This window comes from Hymenobacter negativus (assembly GCF_017571495.1).
In the GTDB taxonomy this organism is placed as follows: Bacteria; Bacteroidota; Bacteroidia; order Cytophagales; family Hymenobacteraceae; genus Hymenobacter; species Hymenobacter negativus.
The window spans coordinates 518,520-539,782 of the sequence record NZ_JAGETZ010000001.1 but is presented as its reverse complement, the minus strand read 5'-3'; the positions used below and the strand labels follow the sequence as shown (position 1 = coordinate 539,782).

At 57.9% G+C, this 21,263-nt stretch carries 18 protein-coding genes; 15 read left to right on the top strand and 3 right to left on the bottom strand.

The features are described 5' to 3' along the window. The first annotated feature begins 68 nt into the window (after window positions 1-68). The 7 genes from J4E00_RS02315 (at window position 69) to J4E00_RS02285 (ending at window position 6,860) form a co-directional block, all read left to right on the top strand. A complete protein-coding gene (locus J4E00_RS02315) occupies window positions 69-620 on the top strand; it encodes an RNA polymerase sigma factor (protein WP_208173391.1) in 552 nt (183 codons plus the stop codon). Between the two features lie 188 nt (window positions 621-808). Further along, window positions 809-2,293: a phytoene desaturase family protein gene (locus J4E00_RS02310; protein ID WP_208173783.1), complete on the top strand. Its 1,485-nt coding sequence runs from the start codon at window positions 809-811 to the stop codon at window positions 2,291-2,293. Between the two features lie 107 nt (window positions 2,294-2,400). Continuing rightward, window positions 2,401-3,243 (top strand): phytoene/squalene synthase family protein, encoded by an 843-nt coding sequence (locus J4E00_RS02305; RefSeq protein ID WP_208173390.1) that lies wholly within the window; start codon window positions 2,401-2,403, stop codon window positions 3,241-3,243. A 227-nt stretch (window positions 3,244-3,470) separates the two neighbouring features. Next, window positions 3,471-3,941 (top strand): hypothetical protein, encoded by a 471-nt coding sequence (locus J4E00_RS02300; RefSeq protein ID WP_208173389.1) that lies wholly within the window; start codon window positions 3,471-3,473, stop codon window positions 3,939-3,941. Window positions 3,942-3,991: 50 nt separating this feature from the next. After that, a complete protein-coding gene (locus tag J4E00_RS02295) occupies window positions 3,992-5,185 on the top strand; it encodes a carboxypeptidase-like regulatory domain-containing protein (RefSeq protein ID WP_208173388.1) in 1,194 nt (397 codons plus the stop codon). Window positions 5,186-5,262: 77 nt separating this feature from the next. Then, window positions 5,263-6,114 carry a 4-hydroxy-3-methylbut-2-enyl diphosphate reductase gene (locus J4E00_RS02290; protein ID WP_208173387.1) on the top strand — a complete coding sequence of 284 codons (852 nt, stop codon included), beginning with the start codon at window positions 5,263-5,265 and terminating at the stop codon, window positions 6,112-6,114. Between the two features lie 17 nt (window positions 6,115-6,131). Then, window positions 6,132-6,860, top strand: a complete 729-nt coding sequence (locus tag J4E00_RS02285; protein ID WP_213017898.1) for a fatty acid desaturase — start codon at window positions 6,132-6,134, stop codon at window positions 6,858-6,860. Between the two features lie 175 nt (window positions 6,861-7,035). On the opposite strand, the gene J4E00_RS02280 is transcribed toward J4E00_RS02285, so the two are convergent. From J4E00_RS02280 to J4E00_RS02270, 3 genes are all read right to left on the bottom strand, one after another. Next, a complete protein-coding gene (locus J4E00_RS02280) occupies window positions 7,036-7,413 on the bottom strand; it encodes a heavy-metal-associated domain-containing protein (protein ID WP_208173386.1) in 378 nt (125 codons plus the stop codon). 94 nt (window positions 7,414-7,507) lie between these two features. Next, window positions 7,508-9,904, bottom strand: coding sequence for a TonB-dependent receptor domain-containing protein (locus J4E00_RS02275; RefSeq protein ID WP_236049380.1), 2,397 nt, complete (start codon window positions 9,902-9,904; stop codon window positions 7,508-7,510). A 99-nt stretch (window positions 9,905-10,003) separates the two neighbouring features. Continuing rightward, on the bottom strand, window positions 10,004-10,444 hold the full coding sequence (locus tag J4E00_RS02270; RefSeq protein ID WP_208173385.1) for an HYC_CC_PP family protein: 441 nt from the start codon (window positions 10,442-10,444) through the stop codon (window positions 10,004-10,006). 307 nt (window positions 10,445-10,751) lie between these two features. Between J4E00_RS02270 and mraZ the strand changes: the two genes are divergently transcribed. From mraZ to J4E00_RS02230, 8 genes are all read left to right on the top strand, one after another. After that, window positions 10,752-11,225 (top strand): division/cell wall cluster transcriptional repressor MraZ, encoded by a 474-nt coding sequence (gene mraZ / locus J4E00_RS02265; RefSeq protein ID WP_208173384.1) that lies wholly within the window; start codon window positions 10,752-10,754, stop codon window positions 11,223-11,225. Further along, window positions 11,222-12,151, top strand: a complete 930-nt coding sequence (gene rsmH, locus J4E00_RS02260) for a 16S rRNA (cytosine(1402)-N(4))-methyltransferase RsmH (RefSeq protein WP_208173383.1) — start codon at window positions 11,222-11,224, stop codon at window positions 12,149-12,151. The genes mraZ and rsmH overlap by 4 nt, the downstream gene beginning before the upstream one ends. 9 nt (window positions 12,152-12,160) lie before the next feature. Continuing rightward, the gene (locus J4E00_RS02255) at window positions 12,161-13,090 is read left to right on the top strand and encodes an FtsL-like putative cell division protein (protein WP_208173382.1); all 930 of its coding nucleotides are present in this window, start codon (window positions 12,161-12,163) and stop codon (window positions 13,088-13,090) included. After that, a complete protein-coding gene (locus J4E00_RS02250) occupies window positions 13,087-15,570 on the top strand; it encodes a penicillin-binding transpeptidase domain-containing protein (RefSeq protein WP_208173381.1) in 2,484 nt (827 codons plus the stop codon). Before J4E00_RS02255 ends, J4E00_RS02250 begins: the two co-directional genes overlap by 4 nt. 137 nt (window positions 15,571-15,707) lie before the next feature. Continuing rightward, window positions 15,708-17,180: a UDP-N-acetylmuramoyl-L-alanyl-D-glutamate--2,6-diaminopimelate ligase gene (locus tag J4E00_RS02245; RefSeq protein WP_208173380.1), complete on the top strand. Its 1,473-nt coding sequence runs from the start codon at window positions 15,708-15,710 to the stop codon at window positions 17,178-17,180. A gap of 125 nt (window positions 17,181-17,305) precedes the next feature. Beyond that, the gene (gene mraY, locus J4E00_RS02240; protein ID WP_208173379.1) at window positions 17,306-18,526 is read left to right on the top strand and encodes a phospho-N-acetylmuramoyl-pentapeptide-transferase; all 1,221 of its coding nucleotides are present in this window, start codon (window positions 17,306-17,308) and stop codon (window positions 18,524-18,526) included. Between the two features lie 96 nt (window positions 18,527-18,622). After that, window positions 18,623-20,011 carry a UDP-N-acetylmuramoyl-L-alanine--D-glutamate ligase gene (gene murD / locus J4E00_RS02235; RefSeq protein WP_208173378.1) on the top strand — a complete coding sequence of 463 codons (1,389 nt, stop codon included), beginning with the start codon at window positions 18,623-18,625 and terminating at the stop codon, window positions 20,009-20,011. A 30-nt stretch (window positions 20,012-20,041) separates the two neighbouring features. Then, window positions 20,042-21,214, top strand: a complete 1,173-nt coding sequence (locus J4E00_RS02230; protein ID WP_208173377.1) for an FtsW/RodA/SpoVE family cell cycle protein — start codon at window positions 20,042-20,044, stop codon at window positions 21,212-21,214. Window positions 21,215-21,263 lie beyond the last annotated feature (49 nt).

Below are 21,263 nucleotides of genomic sequence, written 5' to 3'. Positions count from 1 at the left end.
GGAGGCTGGCCTGATTTGCGACCGGCGCGTATATTTGTTTAACAATCGGCCACGAAAAGCTAAACAGCATGACTTCGTTCGAATTTACCTCGCAAGTGCAGAAGATATCGCTCACCCTCCGGCCCGCCGCCATGAATTTGACGCGAGACGCTGATGATGCGAAGGATTTAGTGCAGGAAACCCTTCTAAAGGCCCTGCTCAATAAAGACAAGTTTAAAGCCGGTACCAACCTGAAGGCGTGGTTGTATACCATCATGCGCAACACCTTCATCAACAACTACAACAAGATTACCAAGCGCAGCTCCAACATTGATTCGACGGAGTATTTCCAGTATTTCAACACCGACCAGAATTACATCACGCACAACGGCGCGACGTCGGATTTTGTAGTGCGCGACATCAACGAGGCCATCGCTGGCTTGGGCACCGACTACCGCACGCCGTTCATGATGTACTACATCGGCTACAAGTACATGGAGATTGCCGAGAAGCTGCAAATTCCCATTGGCACCGTTAAAAACCGCATTCATATTGCTCGTAAAGAGCTGAAATCTGCGTTGCATGTGTATGCTCCGGTAGGTGCTTCATCCGCCGACATGACTGATGTCATTGAGGACTAATTGCCTGACATAAATGCTGTGGCCGCCGGCCTTGTTGCTGCTTCGGTGGCGCGGGGCCGGCGGTTTTTTTTCGCACTTTCTTCGTTCTTCATTCACTAGCTCTGTTTTTGCCTTTGTCCGCATCCGCTGCCACTTCCGCCGTCACCGCTGTAACCAGTGCCGTCAACGCCACCATTAGCGTCGCCACAATGCCATCCTCGGATTCGCCGAAGCATGCCGTTATCATTGGGGCCGGCTTTGCCGGGCTGGCGGCGGCAAGTACGCTGGCACAAGCCGGCTGGCGCGTCACGGTACTGGAAAAAAACGAAGGCCCTGGCGGCCGGGCCCGGGTTTTTCGCGCTCAGGGCTTCACCTTCGACATGGGGCCGAGCTGGTATTGGATGCCCGACGTATTCGAGAAATACTTTGGTCGCTTCGGCAAGAAAGTCGCCGACTACTACGAACTGCTACGGCTGGACCCCTCGTATCAGGTTGTTTTCCGTGGGCCGGAAGCCGTGGATATTCCGGCGAAGATGAGCGAGCTACGGGCCTTATTTGAGCGCTACGAGCCCGGCAGCGCCGCTCGCCTCGATGAGTTTCTGAAACAGGCAGCCTATAAATACGAGGTGGGAATTAACCGGTTAGTGTACGCGCCCAGCCGCTCGCTGCTGGAGTTTGCCGACCTTAGGTTGCTGGTGGATATGGTGCGCATGGATGTGCTGCAAAGCATGCACAAGCACGTGCGCCGCTTCTTTAAAGACCCACGCCTCCTGGAATTGGTGGAATTTCCCATCTTATTTCTCGGTGCTACTTCGGAAAATACGCCCGCGCTATATTCACTGATGAACTACGCCGACCTAGCGCTGGGCACTTGGTACCCCAAGGGCGGCATGCACAAGATTGTGGAAGGCATGGTGCAACTCGCGAAAGAGCTGGGAGTGGAAATCCAGTACAACCAGGAAGTGACGGAAGTTGTGGTTGAGAACGGCCGGAGTACCGGCGTACGCACAGCTACTGGCTTTTTTCCGGCTGATGTGGTGGTGGCCGGAGCCGACTACCACCACATTGAGCAGGAGGTACTGAAGCCAGAGCACCGCCATTACGACGCGAAATACTGGGACTCGCGCACCATGGCCCCATCAAGTCTGCTATTCTACCTCGGCGTGAACCGCAAGCTCGACAAGCTGCGCCATCACAACCTGTTTTTCGATGAGGACCTGAACCAGCACGCCCGCGAGATTTATGAGCAGCCGCAGTGGCCCACCAAGCCGCTCTACTATGCCTCGGTACCCAGCAAAACCGACCCCACCGTAGCGCCTGAGGGCCAGGAAAACCTGTTTCTGCTCATTCCGGTAGCCCCCGGCCTGCCTGATGACGAGTCTACTCGCGAACGGTACTACAACCTGCTGATGGACCGCCTTGAAAAACACTGTGGACATCCCATTCGCGACGCCGTCGTATTCAAGCGTAGCTATGCCCACCGCGACTTTATAGCCGACTATCACAGCTTCAAAGGCAACGCCTATGGCCTGGCCAACACGCTGAAACAAACCGCTATTCTGAAGCCGACGCTGAAAAGTAAAAAAATATCAAATTTGTATTTCACGGGCCAGCTTACCGTGCCTGGTCCTGGTGTACCACCGTCGCTTATTTCGGGGCAAGTGGTAGCTGGCGAAGTATTAAAGGAGTTTTGAATGTTGAATCTTGAGTGATGAGCTAGTAAAACGACGTTACGTTGCCTGTCTTTGCTTATTCAGTACACTCCATTCAAAACCCAACATTCAACCCTCAAAATTTCCTTGTGGACCACGTTAAACTTTTCACCGACACCAGCCTGGCGTGCAGCAAGCTCATAACTGGGCGCTACAGCACGTCGTTCACGCTGGGCATTCGCACGCTTGATGAGCGGCTGCATCTGCCGGTGTACGCGGTGTATGGCTTTGTGCGCTGGGCCGATGAAATCGTGGATACATTTCATGACCACGACAAGGCGGCGCTTTTGGCCGACTTTCGCCGGCAGACCTACGAAGCGCTGGATACTGGCCTGAGCTTCAATCCAGTGCTGCACTCGTTTCAGCATGTGGTGCGGCGTTATGGCATCGACCGGGAATTTATTGAGGCCTTTCTGCACAGCATGGCGCTCGATTTGGAGGACCAGAGCTACCACCCCGATTTGTACGAGGAATACATCTACGGCTCGGCTGAGGTGGTGGGCCTCATGTGCTTGCGTATCTTTTGCGATGGTGATATGGCGCTGTTTGAGCGACTGCGGGAGCCGGCGCGTCGGCTAGGCTCAGCGTTTCAGAAGGTTAATTTCCTGCGCGATATTCGCTCCGACTACGAAGACAGGGGCCGCGTGTATTTTCCCGGCGTGGTTTATACGCATTTTAACGACGCTACCAAAGGCGAGATTGAGGCCGATATTAAGGCTGATTTTGAAGCGGCGTATGCGGGGATTCAGCAGCTGCCGCGCTCGGCTAAGCTGGGGGTGTATCTGGCCTACGTATACTATCTGAAGCTTTTCTATAAAATCAAAAAGCTGCCGGCTGCCCGCATCTTGGGCGAGCGGGTGCGGGTTCCCGACAATACCAAGCTGCTGCTGCTGCTAGGGTCGTATTTCCGCTATCGGCTGTCGCGGATTTAAGTCACTTAAATGGCTTGTGCGTATAAATCTTACCCATGGCTCTTTGTCTTCAGGTACTAAAAAACTGAATTGTTTGGCTCTGGATTAGTTTTGCGGCTATGAATGTTTTTGTTCGATGGGGCTTTTGCATAGTGTTTATTCCGGTGGTGTGTGGCTTTGGCCCGGCGCACAACGGAGCTACGCCCGCAGTTGCCACTGTTTTTGATACTTCTTTTTCAACCAACTACGTGTCGTCTCCTTTCCACCCCGCCATCCTGCGCCGCCATTACGAGCTGGCCGCCGCCGATAAAGCCGCTGGCGAAAAATTTTACAAGCTGCTAGCCGATTACAAAGAGCGCGACGCATTGGTGCTGGGCTACAAGGCGGCTTCAGAAGCCATTCGAGCCCGTGATGCCTCGATGCTCAACAAGCTCACCTACGTGCAGGACGCCGCCCGCACCTTTGAGCAAGCAGTAAGCTTGGCGCCGCAAAATCCCGAAATTCGCTTCCTCCGCTTCTCGGTAGAAAGCAACCTGCCGGCCTTCCTTGGCCTGAGCAAGCACGTGGACGAAGACAAAGAAATGCTGCTTAATGCCGCGCTCAGCCACCCCGGTTCGGGCCTGGATACGGAGGCTTTTCGCACCGTGCGCAGCTTTCTGGTAGGTCGCGGGCACGTCAGCGACTCGGATGCCCAACGCCTGAGCAAAGTGGCAGAATAAGGAACAGAAGCCTCGGCTTCTGCTCCGTGTCCTTGTGCTACATTCGCTTCATGCGATACCTTTTTCTGTTTGGGCTGCTAATGGCCATGATGGGCTCCGTTCAGGCGCAAATCACCGTTTCGGGCCGGCTAGTTGATGAAAAGCAGCAGCCCGTGCCCTACGCCAGCGTGGCCCTGGCCGATGGCCGCACCGGCACAGCTAGCAACGAAGCGGGCGAGTTTAGCCTGAAGCTGTCGGTATTGCCCCAGCTGCTGACGGTGCTGAGCATTGGCTACGAGCGCAAGGTTATTTCCGTGACCCAGGCCGGTGCCATGTCCACGCCGGTGCTGCTGCGCGCCAGTGCCGTGCAGCTACCCGAAGTAACCGTGCGAGCCAACGGCGAAGCCGAAGCGCTGGTGCGCCGCTGCTACGCCAAACTGTTGCGCCACCGGACTGATGTGCAGTACGGCCGAGCCTTCTACCGCCAGAAAACCCAGCAAAACGGCCGCTACCGCGAGTTTTTCGATGCGTTTTACGACGTGAAACTCACGCCCCGTAACATGCCAAGCTGGGTGCTGGGCGAAGCCCGCTACGCCCTCACGAAGGGTGGCATGAGCTTTAGCAATTTCTCCGCCATCGTGCGCAGCTTGCCGGTATTTATTGCGCTCGGCGACGAGCCGTCCAAAACCTCGCTGCCGCTCAGTCCGGAAGGGTTGGCGAAATTCACCTTCGTGCTCCGGCAAACCCTGCGGGAGCAGGGGCGCGAACTAACTGTTATCGATTTTGCCCCGCGCCCTGGCACTGAACAAGCTACCCGTGGTAGTCTATACATCGACCCGCGCACGGCCGCGCTGTTTCGTGTCGACCAGGAATTGCCAGCCGCGCAGATGTTTAACATGCCCAGCAACCTCTCCGTGCAGCAGGAGCGAGCCACAGCGCACATTGTATCCGATTTTGCGGCGTATCAGGATTCGTTGACGCGCTTGGCCAGCACCCGCGCCACAGCCACCATCAGCCTGCTGGTGCAGGGCTTTAGCGATGAAACTTCCGTGAGCTCGCACTTTTTCTTCTATGAATACGGCCCGCCGACCACTGGCGAGCGGTACCCGGATACCGACCGTTTGACGGTGGATATGAATCTTATTCGGCGCCAGCGCTACAATCCGCTTTTCTGGCGCGATAATGCTGTAATAAAAGCCAGTCCCATTGAGGAAACCATCATTCGGGATTTTGAGGGACAGAAGGTATTTGGGAAGCTTAACTAGCTGCAAATTGCGTATTTTCGAGGCAATTGCTCCAGTTAGCGCAACCTTAACAGGGCCTTCATGGTTAGCCTTGGCGTATGCCTGCTTTGCACCTCAGTGTCCGAATCGACCCCAACTCCGGCTTTTGCTTTGGCGTGATTTACGCCATTCAAATGGCTGAAGACCTGCTTGATGAGCAAGGCTACCTGTATTGTCTGGGCGATATTGTGCACAACGACGAGGAGGTGCAGCGCCTGGAAGCCAGGGGCCTGCGCATTATCTGCCACGACCGACTGGCTGAGCTGCGCGATGAGGCGGTGCTCATCCGTGCTCATGGCGAGCCGCCGGCCACCTACCAAATGGCGCTGGAAAATAACTTGACCCTGATTGATGCCAGCTGCCCGGTGGTACTCAAACTTCAGAACCGCATCAAGACCTCCTACGACCGGAAGGAGAAAATATTTATTTACGGCAAGCACGGCCACGCCGAAGTGCTGGGCCTGCTGGGCCAGACCAGCGGCGATGCCGTGGTGTTCGAGAACTTAGATGAATTGCTCAGCCACGAGCTGCCCGATAACATTACGCTCTACAGCCAGACCACCAAGAGTACCAACAGCTTCTATAACATTAAGGACCAGTTGGAAACGCGGGGCTATCAGGTGAATGCCAACGACACCATCTGTCGGCAGGTGAGCAACCGCGACAAGGACTTGCGCCGCTTTGCTGCCCAGTACGACCAGATTGTGTTTGTATCAGGCACGAAAAGCTCCAACGGCAAGGTACTGTACCAGGTGTGCCGCGAAACCAACCCCCAGACTCATTTCATCTCAAATGTAGCTGAAATCGATTCCAGTTGGTTTCAGCCGGGGCAATCGGTGGGCATTTGCGGGGCCACAAGCACACCCATGTGGCTAATGGAGCAGGTGCGCGACCGCCTGTTGAGTTTGTAAGAAAACTTGCTATTCACTTGACGCCTACGCTTCCTACATCGGCCCGTAAAGTAGCGCCCGCGCCCATCGGTACGACCGGGGTGGCCATCGGCGGCTTGGTGATAGTAGGATGGGCCACCTTGTTGGGCTACCTGCTGGCCTGGTACGAGCCCAACTGGCATTCGCCCGCGCCTTATCTGCTGGCCCTGCTACAAACCCACCTCTACACTGGTCTGTTTATTACCGCGCACGATGCCATGCACGGCGTCGTGAGCCCCAACAAGCGGCTGAATAATGGTCTTGGCACGCTGGCCGCTGGGCTTTTCGCCTACAACTGGTTTCCTGGCCAACTTCCCAAACACCACGCCCACCACCGCCACGTCGGCACCCAGGACGACCCCGATTTTCACGACGGCCGCCATCCCGGCTTTCTGCGTTGGTTCCTGCGCTTCGCCTGGAATTACGTAACCTGGTGGCAGGTACTGCTGATGGCGGTTACCTATAATGCGTTGAAACTGTTTTTCCCGCAGGCCAATGTCATTGCCTTCTGGATGATTCCGGCCGTATTGGCCACGTTTCAGCTGTTCTTTTTCGGCACCTACCTGCCGCACCGTGGCGAGCATGCACCCGATAATCCACACCGGTCGCGTAGCCAGTTTCGGCACCACCTGTGGGCTTTCGCGAGCTGCTATTTTTTCGGCTATCACTACGAACACCATGACCAGCCCTACCTACCATGGTGGCGTCTGTGGCGAGCGAAGGGATAAATAATTATCTGTTATTGGAAGTGGAGCCCGGTTAGACGGCACACCATTTTGAGATGTAAAAAGCCCCGGTTCTGCGCAGAGTCGGGGCTTTTCATTGTGCAGGCTTTCTCCCTTTTCAAGACTGACTGCGTTTGGAAGACGGATTAGCAACGCTCTCTCCCAATGTCAGATGGACCTAATGCACAGGGTTGGTCTTCTTGCAGCAATCCGGCAGGCGGTTGTAAGCGCGGGCGTCAGCGGTAAGCTCATCCGCGTCATAACCGGTTTTTTGCACGGCGGTGCGGAGCGTGGCAGGTGTGGTCTTGTCAGCCTTGTAGGTCACGGTGAGAACTTTCGTGGGTACATCGAGCACGGCACTTTGCACGCCTTTTTCGTAGGCAAGGCTCTTTTCGATTCGTGCTTTGCACATGTCGCAAACGGCCGACGTTTTGAACTGGGCCGTAGCCACACCGGAGGTCGCCGCCTGCACGGCGGCCGGGGCCGTCTGGGCTTGGGCAACAGGAGCAGCAAAATTCAGGCAGGCGAAAAAGGGGAGGGCAAGGAGGAATTTCATATCAGGATTTGAAAAATTCTTGAGTGACGACAGCCTCAACAAAATTGCTGCCGAAAAAATTGAAAATGAGCCGGCAACTACCAGCCGATGTTGGTTACTCGATGCGGTAGCGCAGGCCTGCATAGGTAAGGCGGCCGTAGACCGGTCCCCATACCATGGCCGCATCGAAGTTTGGACCAAAGGGAGTTGCTGCGCCCTCAATGGGGTCGGGCTGGCGGTAGTTGGTGAGGTTTTCGACGCCCACATACACTTCCAGCCGCTTGAAGGCACGGGTAATCTGGGTGTTAAAAAGCCCGTAGCGGGGAGCTATTGTGGGAACATATTCCTGGCCGCTGCCGTGCGAATGTGAATCGGAAACGTGCGCCACTGACCGCTCGCCGAACCATTGTACCGTAAAATCGACCCGCCACTTATCGAAAGCGCTGGCATAGCCCAGGTTAACAAAAGCGCGGTGGGTAGGCGTGAGCGGCTTGGGCAGCAGAATGTTGTCGTAAGTAGTCCGTACGTCGAGGTACTTATAGGCACCTTTCACCTGCAGGCCCTTCAGCGGCTCAATCTGCAGCTCGCCTTGCAGGCTGCGGGCGTACGACCGGCCGCCGGCCTGCAGGTTCCCAATTTCAATGAGACTGGGTGAGGTGTACATATCGGCCACCACCTGGTTCTGAAATTCGGTGTGATAATAATCGACCACAAACGTGGCCGGCCGGTGCAGCACCGTGAAATACTGCGTGGCGCTGCCGCCGAGATTCCAGGCCTTTTCGGGCCGCAGGTTGGGGCTGATGACGAACTCGCGGGCGCTGGCCAGCATGGCGGCGTTGTCGGCAATGGGATTGGCCACGCGGAAGCCGCTGCCAGTCGCTAGGCGCAGCACCGTGTTTTTGAGTACGTCGTACTTGAGGTTGAGGCGGGGCGTCACTTGCCAGCCATACAGGTTGTGGTGGTCGGCGCGCAGGCCAGCTACCAGCGTCAGGTTGCGGCTGTTCTGATAGGTATACTCGGCGAAGGCACCGGGCACCAGTTCGCGGCGGGTGCGGTGCTCGCGCGTATCGATGTCAGCCGGCGTATCGGTTACATACGTGCGGCCATCACGCAGGCGCTCGTCGTAGTCGTCATACAGAAAGCTCAGGCCCGTGCGGTATACGTGGGCCGTATTGCCAATGGCGCTCTGAAACAACAGCGTGGCCAGGCCGGTGCGCTGGGTGCCGTCGTAGCTGCGCGAGGTGCGGTTGGTGACGAAGTAGGGCGGAAGGTTGGGGTCGTGGTCGGTGTGGTAAGACTGATAGCCGTAGGAATACCGCGAAGTGAAGTCGTGGTTAGTCCCGCTCAATAACAGGCCCAGGCTCTGGAAAGGCCGTGAGGGCCAGGTGTAGGAGGTTTTGGCGTAACCGGTGTAGCGGGTGGTAGCCTGCGTGGTGCCGTAGCTCTGCGTGAAGGCCTCCGTGCCCGTGTTCCGGAAATCAAGCTGGCCACCCTGGCGGGTTTCGCGCAATGCGCCCAGACCCACCTCACTTACAAAGCCATTGCCTGAGAGGTACTTCCACTTATTGAACGCATTGAACTGCGTGGCCAATGGCAAATCCAGAAACTTATCGCCGTTGCGGTCCACACGGTTGCCCAAATGGTCGGTATGCAGCAGCAGCACGGTGCTCCACTTCGGGCTGATGCGCGCCGACGTATTCAGGTTGACATCGAATTTGCCCAAGTCGTTGGCGTAGATGTTGAACAATAGCTGGTCGGTTTTTTCGGGCTCCTTCAGCTTCACGTTCACCTGCCCCGAAATGGCCTCGTAGCCGTTCACCACCGAGCCCGTGCCCTTGATAATCTCAATGTTATCAATCCACGGCCCGGCCAGGTAGCCCAGCCGGTAAGGAGCCGCCAGCCCGCGCAATGCCGGCTGGTTGTCCACGGTCAGCAGCGAGTAGCTGCCATCCAGCCCGAGCAGTTGAATCTGCTTGGCCCCGGATACGGCGTCCGATGTCGTAACCTCCACCGAGGCATTGGTTTCAAAGCTCTCGGCCAGGTTGCAGCAGGCTGATTTTGTCAAGTCGCGGCTCGAAATCACCTGCACGTTGGCCGGGGTGATGGCCGAATAGGCGGGGCCGCGAGCCGTCACGGTCACCTCGCTCAACTCCTGCCCCGCCTTTAAAGCCACCCGCAGGTAGGGCGCGCCAGTGGCGGGTACGGCGATGGTATCGGGGGCATAACCCAAAGCCTGCACCACCAGCCGCGAAGCTGCGCGCGCCGGCCTTATCAGCATAAAGCGTCCTTTATCGTCAGCAGTTGTGGTAATTGCCGGCGCATCGGCGTCCGGGGCATCGAAGAGCCAGCGCAGCACGGCACCGGGTAGGGGAGTGGCCTTGCCGGCCTCCGTTACCTCGCCCCGCACTGGGGCAATGGCCGATGATTGTGCCATCGTCTGGCCCGGCCATAAGCCGGTGCCCAGCAGTATCAGCAGAAAAAAGCACGGGATTTTCCCGCCTAAGGATTTCATAATGTCTGTAAGTTAGGTGTTTCTGAAAAAGATGACGCCACAGGGGTGCATCAACCAGCCTTAAGCCGCCAACGGGGCGGCAAGTGCTTTCAGAAAAACCTAGACTACCAGCGTACAGGCAAACGTCAGTAGTCCGCGTCCACCCAATGGCGGGGGCGACGAATCGGCCGCGAACCAGCGCGGTCCGTTGTCTTTCAGCTTGACCACTGCGGCCTGGTTGGGCCAGTTCAACGCCGGAATTTCTACCGCCAGCAAGGGGGAAGGAATCAGAATTTTGCTGGCCTGTTCGTGGGTGGGCAGCGTGAGCTTGTGGACCTGCTTGCTGAAATCGCAGCAGTTGTCCTTCGCAGTAGGCGTGGCGGGGGCCATCTCGCCGGTACAGCCGCGCAGGTCGGCCCGGCCCGCCACGGACACGGCCACCGTGCTGCGTCCGCTCATACGGCAAGTCAGGCGCTGCACCGTGAGGCCCACCGAAGTGATGAGCACCAATACAGCTAGCAGCAGGCTGACGAAGCGACGGAACTGAGAATGAGGACGCATTGGATTGGCAAAGATAAGGCCTGCCTGCCGGAGGCGGACGTACGAAAATCGGCCCGGGGACGTGCAATATCTGGCTCTGGTAAGAAGCACGTTGACGATTGTGTAAACGTCTGCCATTTTGACAAGACCTATAAGTAAAGGCGTTTTATCCGTGCCAGTTAGTAGCCAAAAACCTTGAAAACCCGTTTTAAACGTCAATTAAGCCGTTTTGCATTTGTGGTAGGAAATGGTAAATTGTGGTTGATTTTCGATGGGGTTCCCGTACATTTGCCAATGTCGCCGTTCTCCCAGCCGGTGGCCTGTGCCCATGAACCTGCTGTCCGGCGAATACGAATGCAAGCTCGACCCCAAGGGGCGGCTGGTGTTGCCGGCCAAGGTGAAGGGCAATCTGCCGGAGCAATCCGGCAACCAACTGGTGCTGGTGCGTGGGTTCGAGCCCTGTCTGGTGCTGTATCCGCGGGCAGCTTGGCGCGTTATTCACGAGAAAGTGATGGCGCTGGACGAGTTCAACGAGGAATACCGGCAGTTTCAGCGCAACTTTTTCCGGGGCATGACTGAGGTGGAGCTGGACAGCATCAGCCGCTTTATGCTGCCTCGCACCATGCTGCGCTACGCCGGTATTGAGAAAGAGGCCATCATTGTGGGCTTGGGCAACCGTTGTGAAATCTGGGACCCGGCCCGCTACGATGAGTACCTCATCAAAGACCAGCAAAGCTTCAGTAAGCTGGCACAGAAGTTTTTATCGACTGATACTCCGCCGCTCGCCGGCATGGCCGCATGAGCACAACCGAATACGACAACGACCAAGCCTACCACCGGCCCGTGATGCTAGCCCAGTGTCTGGCTGGCCTCGACCTGCGTCCCAATGGCCGCTACGTCGACGTCACCTTTGGTGGGGGTGGGCACTCGGCCCGCATTCTGGAAAAGCTGACCACCGGCCACCTTTTCAGCTTCGACCAAGACGCTGATGCTGAGGCCGAAGCGGTGAAGCTGGAACGGCCGCAATTTACATTTGTGAAAGCTAACTTCCGAGATTTGCTACTTGAACTACAGCAGGTTGGCGCTGTGCCGGTAGATGGCCTGCTAGCCGACCTGGGGGTAAGCTCGCACCAATTTGACACGCCGGAGCGCGGATTTTCTACTCGTTTCGATGGTCCGCTCGATATGCGGATGGACCCCCATGGCCCTCTCACGGCGGGCGACATTCTCAATGATTATAAGGAGGCGGACTTGCATCGCATCTTCGGCATGTATGGCGAGGTCACCAACGCCCGTACCTTGGCTCAGACCGTGAGCGCGGCCCGGCGTGGCCGCCGCCTCGAAACCATTGCCGAGCTCAAGCAGGCTATTCAGCCCTGCACGCCGCGCGGCAAAGAGAACAAGTACCTGGCTCAGGTTTTCCAGGCCCTGCGCATTGAAGTGAATCAGGAAATGCAGGCTTTGCAGGAAATGTTGCTCCAAACAGCCGACGTGCTACGTCCCGGTGGCCGGTTAGTGGTGATGAGCTACCATTCGCTGGAGGACCGACTGGTGAAGAACTTTATCGCGAAGGGCAAGTTTTTTGGCGAAGTCGAAAAGGACTTCTTTGGCAATGAAAGCAAGCCGTTTGAGGCTCTGAACCGCAAGCCTGAGGAAGCCGATGCGGCCGAAGTGGCGCTGAACAGCCGGGCCCGGAGTGCTAAATTGCGGGTTGCAATCAGAAAATAAGAGATAAAAATGGCCGCAAACACGCTCCGTCCCTCTGACAGCCCGCGCCGTGCCAACGTGCCCCGCCCGGTGGCCGCGCCCGAGCCGGAGGAGCTGCCCGCCGTGGCCGAATACGTGGCCCCCGAACCAGAGCCGGTACCTAAGCCCGAACGCGAAAAGCGCCCCCGTAAGCCCGTTGTGGAGGCTGGACCACGCAGCTCGTGGAGCATCTTCTCGCTGCTGGATCGGGTAACGAGCGTGGACAGCCTGTTTCGGGACGGCCTGCCGGTGCGCTACCTACCCAAGCTGCTGTTTGTGATGCTGTTGGTGCTGCTTTACATCGGCAACACGCACTATGGCAACCGCATGAACCGCAACATTCAGCGCCTCAAGCAGGAAACTGAAGACTTACGCGCCGATTACACGACCCTGAAGTCCGACTACATGGAGGCCAGCAAGCAGAGCGAGGTGGCCCGCAAAGTGGCCGCCATCGGGCTGGTGGAAAGCTCGTCGCCGCCCTTCCGCATCACCGTGCCAGCCGGCCATCTCGACGCTGCGGAGCTGGAACTGATGCCCGTGCTCACGGCCGATACGCTGGCTGCCCGCGCCGCTCGCGACTCGATTGCGGCAATGCAGGCTGACTTGCAGGCTGGGCGTCGCCGCGTTGCCGAGGACGGTAGTGACGTAGATAGCGGCCCCGAAATCATTGCCCCACCGCAAGCACTTGATGGTGACTCAGTGCCGATTGCTGTGCCAGAAGCGCGCCGAGCGACCAGCGCCCGCGCTACCACGGCTAAGCCCGCCCGCAAGGTGGTTGTGAAAGCTTCCAAAAAAGCTTCTACCAAGTCGAATAAGGCGAAGTCAACAAAGCCCGACAGCAAGCGTAAGGTACAAAAAAGTACAAAGGTGTCCAAGGATAAATCGGCAGATAAGCAAATAGTTAAAGCTCATTCCCGATGAAAAGCAGTGTTAAAAAGTCGATAGTAACGCGGGTACGGCTGGCCTTTCTAGGGGTAGCCGTATTCTCGTGTGCCATTTTTTGGAAGGCTACGAAAATCCAGTTTCAGGAAGGGGCTAAGTGGCGGGCGCTGGAACAGGAACGGCGAATCAGCTACCAGTCAGTGCCAGCTACGCGGGGCAATATCTACTCGGATAACGAGAGTATTATGGCTACCTCGCTACCATTTTACCGGGTGGCCTGGGACCCGGGCGTGGTGGAGGACAAGGTATTTGAGGCCAATGTGGACTCGCTAGCTTGGTACCTGTCCCACTTTTTCCAAGACCGCAGCAAACAGGAGTACTTACGCCGGCTAAACAATGCCCGCACGGCCAAGCAACGCTACATTCGCCTCAACTCCCGCCAAATCAACTTTCAGGAGAAAAAGATGATGGCGCATTGGCCCGTATTCCGCGAGCGGCGCAACCGGGGCGGGGCCATTTTTGAGAAGGTGGATAAGCGCTTCCGGCCCTTTGGCGGGCTGGCACAACGCACCATCGGCTTCGTGAACGAAGACCACCACGGCGCAGGCTTGGAGTACACGTTTGAGCAAAGCCTGGCCGGCAAGCCAGGCGAGGCGTTGTTTGAGCGGGTGCCGGGTGGCGTAAAGCCGGTATACGATGGCACCGAAATCAAGCCCCTGCCGGGTTACGACGTGAAAACCACGCTCGATATCAACCTGCAGGACGTGGCTGAAAACGCGCTTTATAAGTCCTTAGTGGATAACAACGCTCAGTACGGCTGCGTGATTCTGATGGAAGTGGCCACCGGCGAAATCAAGGCCGTGGCCAACCTGGGCAAGGCGTCGGATGATACCTATAAAGAGGATTACAACTACGCTTTTGCCGACCAGGGCCGGACCGAGCCAGGCTCCACATTCAAGCTGGCCTCGATGATGGCCTTGTTTGAGGCCCGGCCCGACGTGACGCTCGACGACGTGGTAGATACCGGCAACGGCCGCATGTACGTGGGCGGGGCCGTCAAATCAGACTCGCACGGCTACGGGCGCATCACGGTGCAACAGGTGTTTGAGAAATCGAGCAACATCGGCGTGGCCAAGCTGGTGGACAAGTATTTCTCCGGCAACCCGACCGAGTACACCGATTACCTGAAGAAGTTCGGCCTTGATAAGCCACTGGGCTTCCAGATGACCGGTGAGGCGCTGCCCTATGTGAAGGACCCTAAGGACCGTAGCTGGAGCCGTACTTCGCTCACTACCATGAGCATTGGCTACGAGTTGAAGCTGGCCCCGCTGCAAACTCTGGCCCTCTACAACGCTGTGGCTAATGGCGGCGTGAAGGTTCAGCCCATGATTGTGCGGGAAATCAAGCAGGCCGACCAGGTGCTTCAGCACAACGAAACCAAGGTGCTGAATCCCAAAATCTGCTCCGATGCTACGTTGGCCAAGTTGAAGTCGATGATGGAAGGTGTGGTAATTGCTGGTACGGCCCGCAGCATCCGGCCCAAAGACTACGGTATTGCTGGCAAAACCGGCACAGCCTGGAAGTTCAAGAACGGCCAGTATACCAAGACTTACTCGACCAGCTTCTGCGGCTATTTCCCTACCGACAAGCCGAAATACAGCTGCATCGTGGTCGTGGATTCGCCCCGCAACGGCCGCATCTACGGGGCTGATGTGGCTGCGCCGGTGTTTCGCGAAGTGGCCGACAAGTGCATGGCCCGCGACCTGCTGAGCCAGCGTCCGCTGCTGGCCAAAGCTCGTCTCAACAAAAGCCACGTGCCGCTGGTGCGCGCCGGCATGCAGGACGAGCTGGCGCTGGTGTGCCAGAAGCTGGGCCTGGCCGGCAACACCCAGGCCACCGGCGGCGAAGAATGGGTCCGCGCCGCTTCCGATACTGCCTTTCATGCCCGCACCGTGGCGTTGGTTGAAAATACCAGTGTGCGCCCCAACCGCGTGCCCCAGGCCCGCGGCCTGAGCCTGCGCGATGCCTTGTTCCTGCTTGAAAACCGGGGCCTGCATGTGCGCGCCGTGGGCACTGGCCGGGTGCGCGAACAGTCCATTGCGGCGGGCACGCCCATCAAGCGCGGCGAGCTGATTACCCTTACGCTGGCCGAAACCGGCCCGCGCCTGGCCGCTCCCATCGCTTTGCCCGAGCCCGAACACACCGACCTCGCCGAGAACAAGCTACTGGTGCCGATGGACCTTGAGGCTGCCGGCAAGCCGCGCAAATCATTCGCCGACGGCGAAAAAGCCAAGGTGCGGCCCGAAGCGCCCGAACGCTCGGCTGGGGTGAAACCCAACGCCAAACCGGCTACCAAGCCCGCCACCACTGCGACCAAGCCGAAGGAAACGACTGCCACCAACGCAGCAAAGTCTTCGTCAAAAAAGGCTGATAAGTCCAAAGAGGGCGCTCGCCAATCAACTCCCAGCAAAACCCCGAAAAAGTCCGCTTCGCCTAAACCCAACGTGCGCCGCGCTTAATCCTCTTCCAACAAAACGCCGCTTCACCAAGCATCTCAAACCAGGTAGTCCCCAATCGTCAGGTTTCCCTATCCTCTGGCTTCGCGCTTCAAGCGAACCGGGACCGGGGGAGAGGTGCCACGGCCGCGCAAGCTCATATGATTTTCCTCCCGCTCTTCTCCCTGCTCACCGACGTAACCGTGCTTACTCAGCACGGCCCCACCGATGTGCCCATTACTGGCCTCACCCTCGATTCGCGGGAGGCAGGGCCAGGCGTGGCGTTTTTTGCCTTGCGTGGTACTGCTACCGATGGCCACAAATTCGTTGAGGGCGCGGTAGAAAAGGGCCTTGCAGCGGTTATCTGCGAAGAGTTGCCGGCCACGCTGAACCCCGCCACTGCCTACGTGCTGGTACCCGATAGCGCCAAGGCCCTGGGCCACATGGCCGCCGCGTTTCATGGGCATCCGTCGCGGCAACTGAAACTGGTGGGCGTGACGGGTACTAACGGCAAAACCACTTGCGCCACGCTACTACACAAGCTGTTGCGCGAGCTGGGCTACCACTGCGGTTTGCTCAGCACGGTGCAGAACCAGATTGATGAGGAAGTGATTCCAAGCACGCACACCACGCCCGACGCCATTCGCCTGAATGCGCTGCTGGCCCGCATGGTGGCGGCCGGCTGCACCCATGCCTGCATGGAGGTGAGCAGCCACGCCGTGGCCCAGCACCGCGTCACGGGCCTGCGTTTCGCGGGCGGCCTGTTCACCAACCTCACCCACGACCACCTGGACTACCACGGCACGTTTGATAACTACCTGAAGGCCAAAAAGGGCTTTTTCGATGCGCTGCCCAAAACGGCCTTTGCCCTTACCAACGCCGACGACAAGCGCGGCCCGGTGATGCTGCAAAACACCACCGCCCGCCGCGAAACCTACTCCCTGCGCGGGGCCGCTACCTTCCGTGCCAAGCTGGTGGCCAACGAGGTACACGGCCTGCACCTTGAAATCGACGGCCGCGAAATCCTGTTCCGCCTCATCGGGGTGTTCAACGCCTATAACCTGCTGGCCGTGTATGGCGCAGCGGTGCTGCTAGGGGAGGACCCCACCGAAGTCCTGACCATCCTCTCGGGCCTGACCACTGCGCCCGGCCGTTTCGAGCCGGTGGTGTCCGAAAACCAGCGCATTACCGGCATTATCGACTACGCCCACACGCCCGACGCGCTGGAGAACGTGCTCCAGACGCTGCACGAAATCCGCCAGCCCAGCCAGCACATCATCACGGTGGTGGGCTGCGGCGGCAACCGCGATGCGGGCAAACGCCCCATCATGGCCAACCTGGCGGCGCGGCTTTCCAACCAGGTCATCCTGACTTCCGATAACCCTCGTTTCGAGGACCCGCTGGAAATTCTGGCCCAGATGCAGGCCGGAGTCACCGCCCCCGATTCGGCCAAAATGCAGACCGTGCCCGACCGTCGTGAGGCCATCGCAACGGCCGTAAGCCTGGCCGGCCCCAACGACATTGTGCTGGTTGCGGGCAAAGGCCACGAAAATTATCAGGAAATTCGCGGGGTGAAAGCTCCCTTCGATGACAAACTGGTGCTGACCGAAATTTTTTCAGAACTCAATAAATAGGCCCTCATGCTGAGCGCAGCCGAAGCACTGTTACCGCTTCGTTGCAATCGACCTTGATTACTGCTGCACGCAAGATGCTTCGGCTGCGCTCAGCATGACGGCCTGGCTTTTAAAAGCCCTCCCGAATGCTTTTTTACCTCTTCCGTTACCTGCACGACCATTTCCACCTGCCCGGCACCGGGGTGTTCCAATACACCACGTTCCGGGCTGGGCTGGCGGTGGTTATTTCCCTGCTCATTGCTCAGACGTTTGGCCACCGGCTCATCCGGCTGCTGCAAAAAAAACAGGTGGGCGAAAGCATCCGCGACCTTGGCCTGCAAGGCCAGAACGAGAAGAAAGGCACGCCCACAATGGGTGGTCTTATCATCATCCTGGCCATTCTGGTGCCGGTGCTATTGCTGGCCCGACTTCGTAATATCTACATCATCCTCATGCTGCTTAGCACGGTATGGCTAGGTTTGATTGGGTTTCTGGACGACTACATTAAGGTCTTCCGCAAGAATAAGGAAGGCTTGAGTGGTCGGTTCAAAGTGCTGGGCCAGGTGGGGCTTGGCATCACGGTGGGTTGGGTATTGTTTTACAGCAACGAAGTAACGGTGCGCGAGTACCTGCTGCCCAACGGACAATTCTCGGCGGTGGACGCCAGCAAAGTATTCAAAGACGTGCACCTGATGATTACCACGGTGCCATTTATGAAAAATAACGAGCTGAACTACGGCGACTTATTCGCCACGGCGGGCACGTTCTTCAACGGCCTCTACGGCTTCCTTTACATCCCCATTGTCATCTTTTTGATTACGGCCGTGAGCAACGGCGCCAACATCACCGACGGCCTCGACGGACTGGCGGCGGGTACTTCGGCCATTATCGGCATCACACTGGCCATTTTCGCCTTTGTAAGCGGCAACGCGCTACTGGCTGATTATCTGGATGTTATGTTTATTCCCGACTCGGGCGAGCTGGTTATTTTCTGTACCGCCTTCGTGGGCGCCTGCATCGGCTTTTTGTGGTACAACAGCTACCCGGCCCAGGTTTTCATGGGCGATACCGGCTCGCTGGCGCTGGGCGGCATCATCGCCGTGCTGGCCCTCATTGTGCGCAAGGAACTGCTGATTCCGGTGCTGTGCGGCGTATTCCTGATTGAAAACCTGTCGGTTATCGTACAGGTCAGCTATTTCAAGTACACGCGCAAAAAGTACGGTGAAGGCCGCCGCCTGCTGCGCATGTCACCGCTGCACCACCACTACCAGAAGCTAGGCTACCACGAATCCAAAATCGTGTCGCGCTTCTGGATTGTAGGCATCATGCTGGCAGTCATTACTTTGGTTACGTTGAAGCTGCGCTAAAAAACGCTTATCATCCTGAGCGGAGCGAAGGACCTTATCACGGTCGCGCTGCTTGGTGTAAAACCTAACGTGATAAGATGCTTCGCTTGGCTCAGCATGACAGACAAAAAAAATATCGTTATCCTCGGAGCCGCCGAAAGCGGCGTCGGCGCAGCCTTGCTGGCACAGGCCAAAGGCCACACCGTATTCGTGTCGGACCGCGGGGCCATTCAGCCCGATTACAAGCAGCAGCTAACCCAGGCCGGCATCGAATTCGAGGAAAGCCAGCACACGCTGGAGCGCATTCTGCAAGCCGATGAAGTCATCAAAAGCCCAGGCATTCCCGAGAAAGCGCCGGTCATTCAGGCATTGCGCGAGAAAAACATTCCCATTATCTCCGAAATCGAATTTGCTGGCCGCTATACCAAGGCCAAGTGCATCTGCATCACGGGCACCAACGGCAAAACCACTACCACGCTGCTCACCTACCACTTGCTGAAAGAGGCCGGCCTGAGCGTGGGCCTGGCCGGCAATGTGGGCTACTCGCTGGCCGAGCAGGTGATTGAGGATAAATTCGACTACTACGTGGTGGAGCTGAGCAGCTTCCAGCTGGACGATACTCACGAATTTCAGCCTTGGATTGCCATCCTGCTCAACATCACTCCCGACCACCTCGACCGCTACGGCTACTCGCTTGAGAGCTACGCGCAGGCCAAGCTGCGTATCACGCGCAATCTGGACAGTAGCGGCGCATTCATCTACAATGCCGACGACGAGGTGACGAACAAGTATTTCCAGTCGGCCTTTCTGCAAACGCGCCAGCTGCCGTTCAGCCTGCACCACCGGCACGATGTACACCTGGCCGGCTACTACGTGGCCGAAGACTTGCTCTGCACCAATCTGGCGCCGGGCCTCGCCGAGGACGGCGTGGAGCTTAGCACGGCCAATTCGCCCCTCATCGGCCAGCACAACCGGCAGAATACGCTAGCGGCGGTGCTGGCTGCCCGCGTAGCCGGCCTCGAAATCAGCCAGATTGAAGCGGCCCTGGCCACGTTCCAGAATGCCGACCACCGCCTGCAGCTGGTGGGCGAAGTCAATGGCGCCCGCTACATCAACGACAGCAAGGCCACCAATGTGGAAGCCGCCTGGTATGCTCTGGATGGCATCCACCAGCCCATCGTCTGGATTGCCGGCGGCACTGATAAGGGCAACGACTACAGCAGCCTGCTCAACCTGGCCGAGCGCCGCGTGAAGGCCCTCATCTGCCTGGGTGTCGACAATGCCAAGCTCCGCGCCAGCTTCGACGACCTTGTGCCCCACGTGGAGGAAACCCAAAGCATGGCCGATGCCGTGGCCCGTGCGACGGCCCACGCTGCTCCCGGCGACGTGGTGCTGCTCTCGCCATGCTGCGCCAGCTTCGACCTGTTTAAAAACTACGAAGACCGGGGCCGGCAGTTTGCTGCTGCCGTGCAGGCGCTCCACCAAAACGGGCCAACTCAAGCCTAATTCGAGAAATCAGTTTTAACGTCCCCGATTATGAAAAACTGGCTGCAACGCAACCTCAAAGGCGACCCCATTCTGTGGGCCATCGTGCTGCTGTTCTCGTTCATCAGCATTGCCGTGGTGTATTCGGCCACCGGCACGCTGGCCTACAAGAAGATGAACGGCAACACCGAAGCCTTTCTTTTCAAACACACCAGCTTGATTCTGATGGGGTTGGGCTGTATGTGGCTGGCCCACCGTATCGACTACCGGCATTACTCGCGCCTGTCGCTGTATGCGCTGCTGGTTTCGGTACCGCTGCTGCTCTTCACCTTCTTCATGGGCGGCGACATCAACGGCGCGTCGCGCTGGATGACCATTCCGGTTATCAACCAGACGTTCCAGCCCTCCGACTTGGCCAAGCTGGCCCTGATTTCGCACCTTGCCAGCATGCTTAGCCGTCGGCAGCAGCATTTGGACGACTTCAAATCGACACTGCTGCCGGTAATGCTTTGGGTAGGAGCCATCTGTGGCTTGATTATCCTGAGCAATGCCTCTACGGCGCTGCTGCTGTTCGCCACCTGCATGCTGCTGATGTTCATCGGCCGGGTACCCCTCAAGCACATGGCCGTGATGGTGGGCATTGGCGTGGTGCTGGGCGGCGCGGGGCTGGCGGCCGGGCAGCGCCTGGGCACGGTGATATCCCGCGTAACCAACTTCGCCGACAAAACCAAGAAAACCCCATTTCAACTCGAGCACTCGTTCATTGCCATTGCCACCGGTGGTATCGCCGGCAAAGGCCCGGGTAAAAGCACCGAGCGTAACATCCTGCCGCACCCATATTCTGACTTCATCTACGCCGTCATCATCGAAGAATATGGCCTGCTGGGCGGCGCCGTCGTGCTATTCCTCTACCTGGCCTTTCTCTATCGAGGGCTGAAAACGGTGATGAACAGCTATGGGGCTTTCGGTGGGCTGCTTTCGGCAGGGCTCAGCTTCAGCCTTGTCTTGCAGGCGCTGGTGAACATGGGCGTGGCCGTCGGGCTGGGTCCCATCACCGGCCTGCCGCTACCGCTGCTGAGTATGGGTGGTACCTCGCTCATTTTCACTGGTATTAGCATCGGCATCATTCTGGCTGTGAGCCGCGGTGAACGCGAGCTTCGTCCCATGACCGGCGAGCCCGAGGACACGGCCCGCATCCCCAGTCAACGGGCGGCGTATGCCTAATTTCCTAACAATGAAAAACAACGGTTAAGCCAAACATAAGGCCACGCTT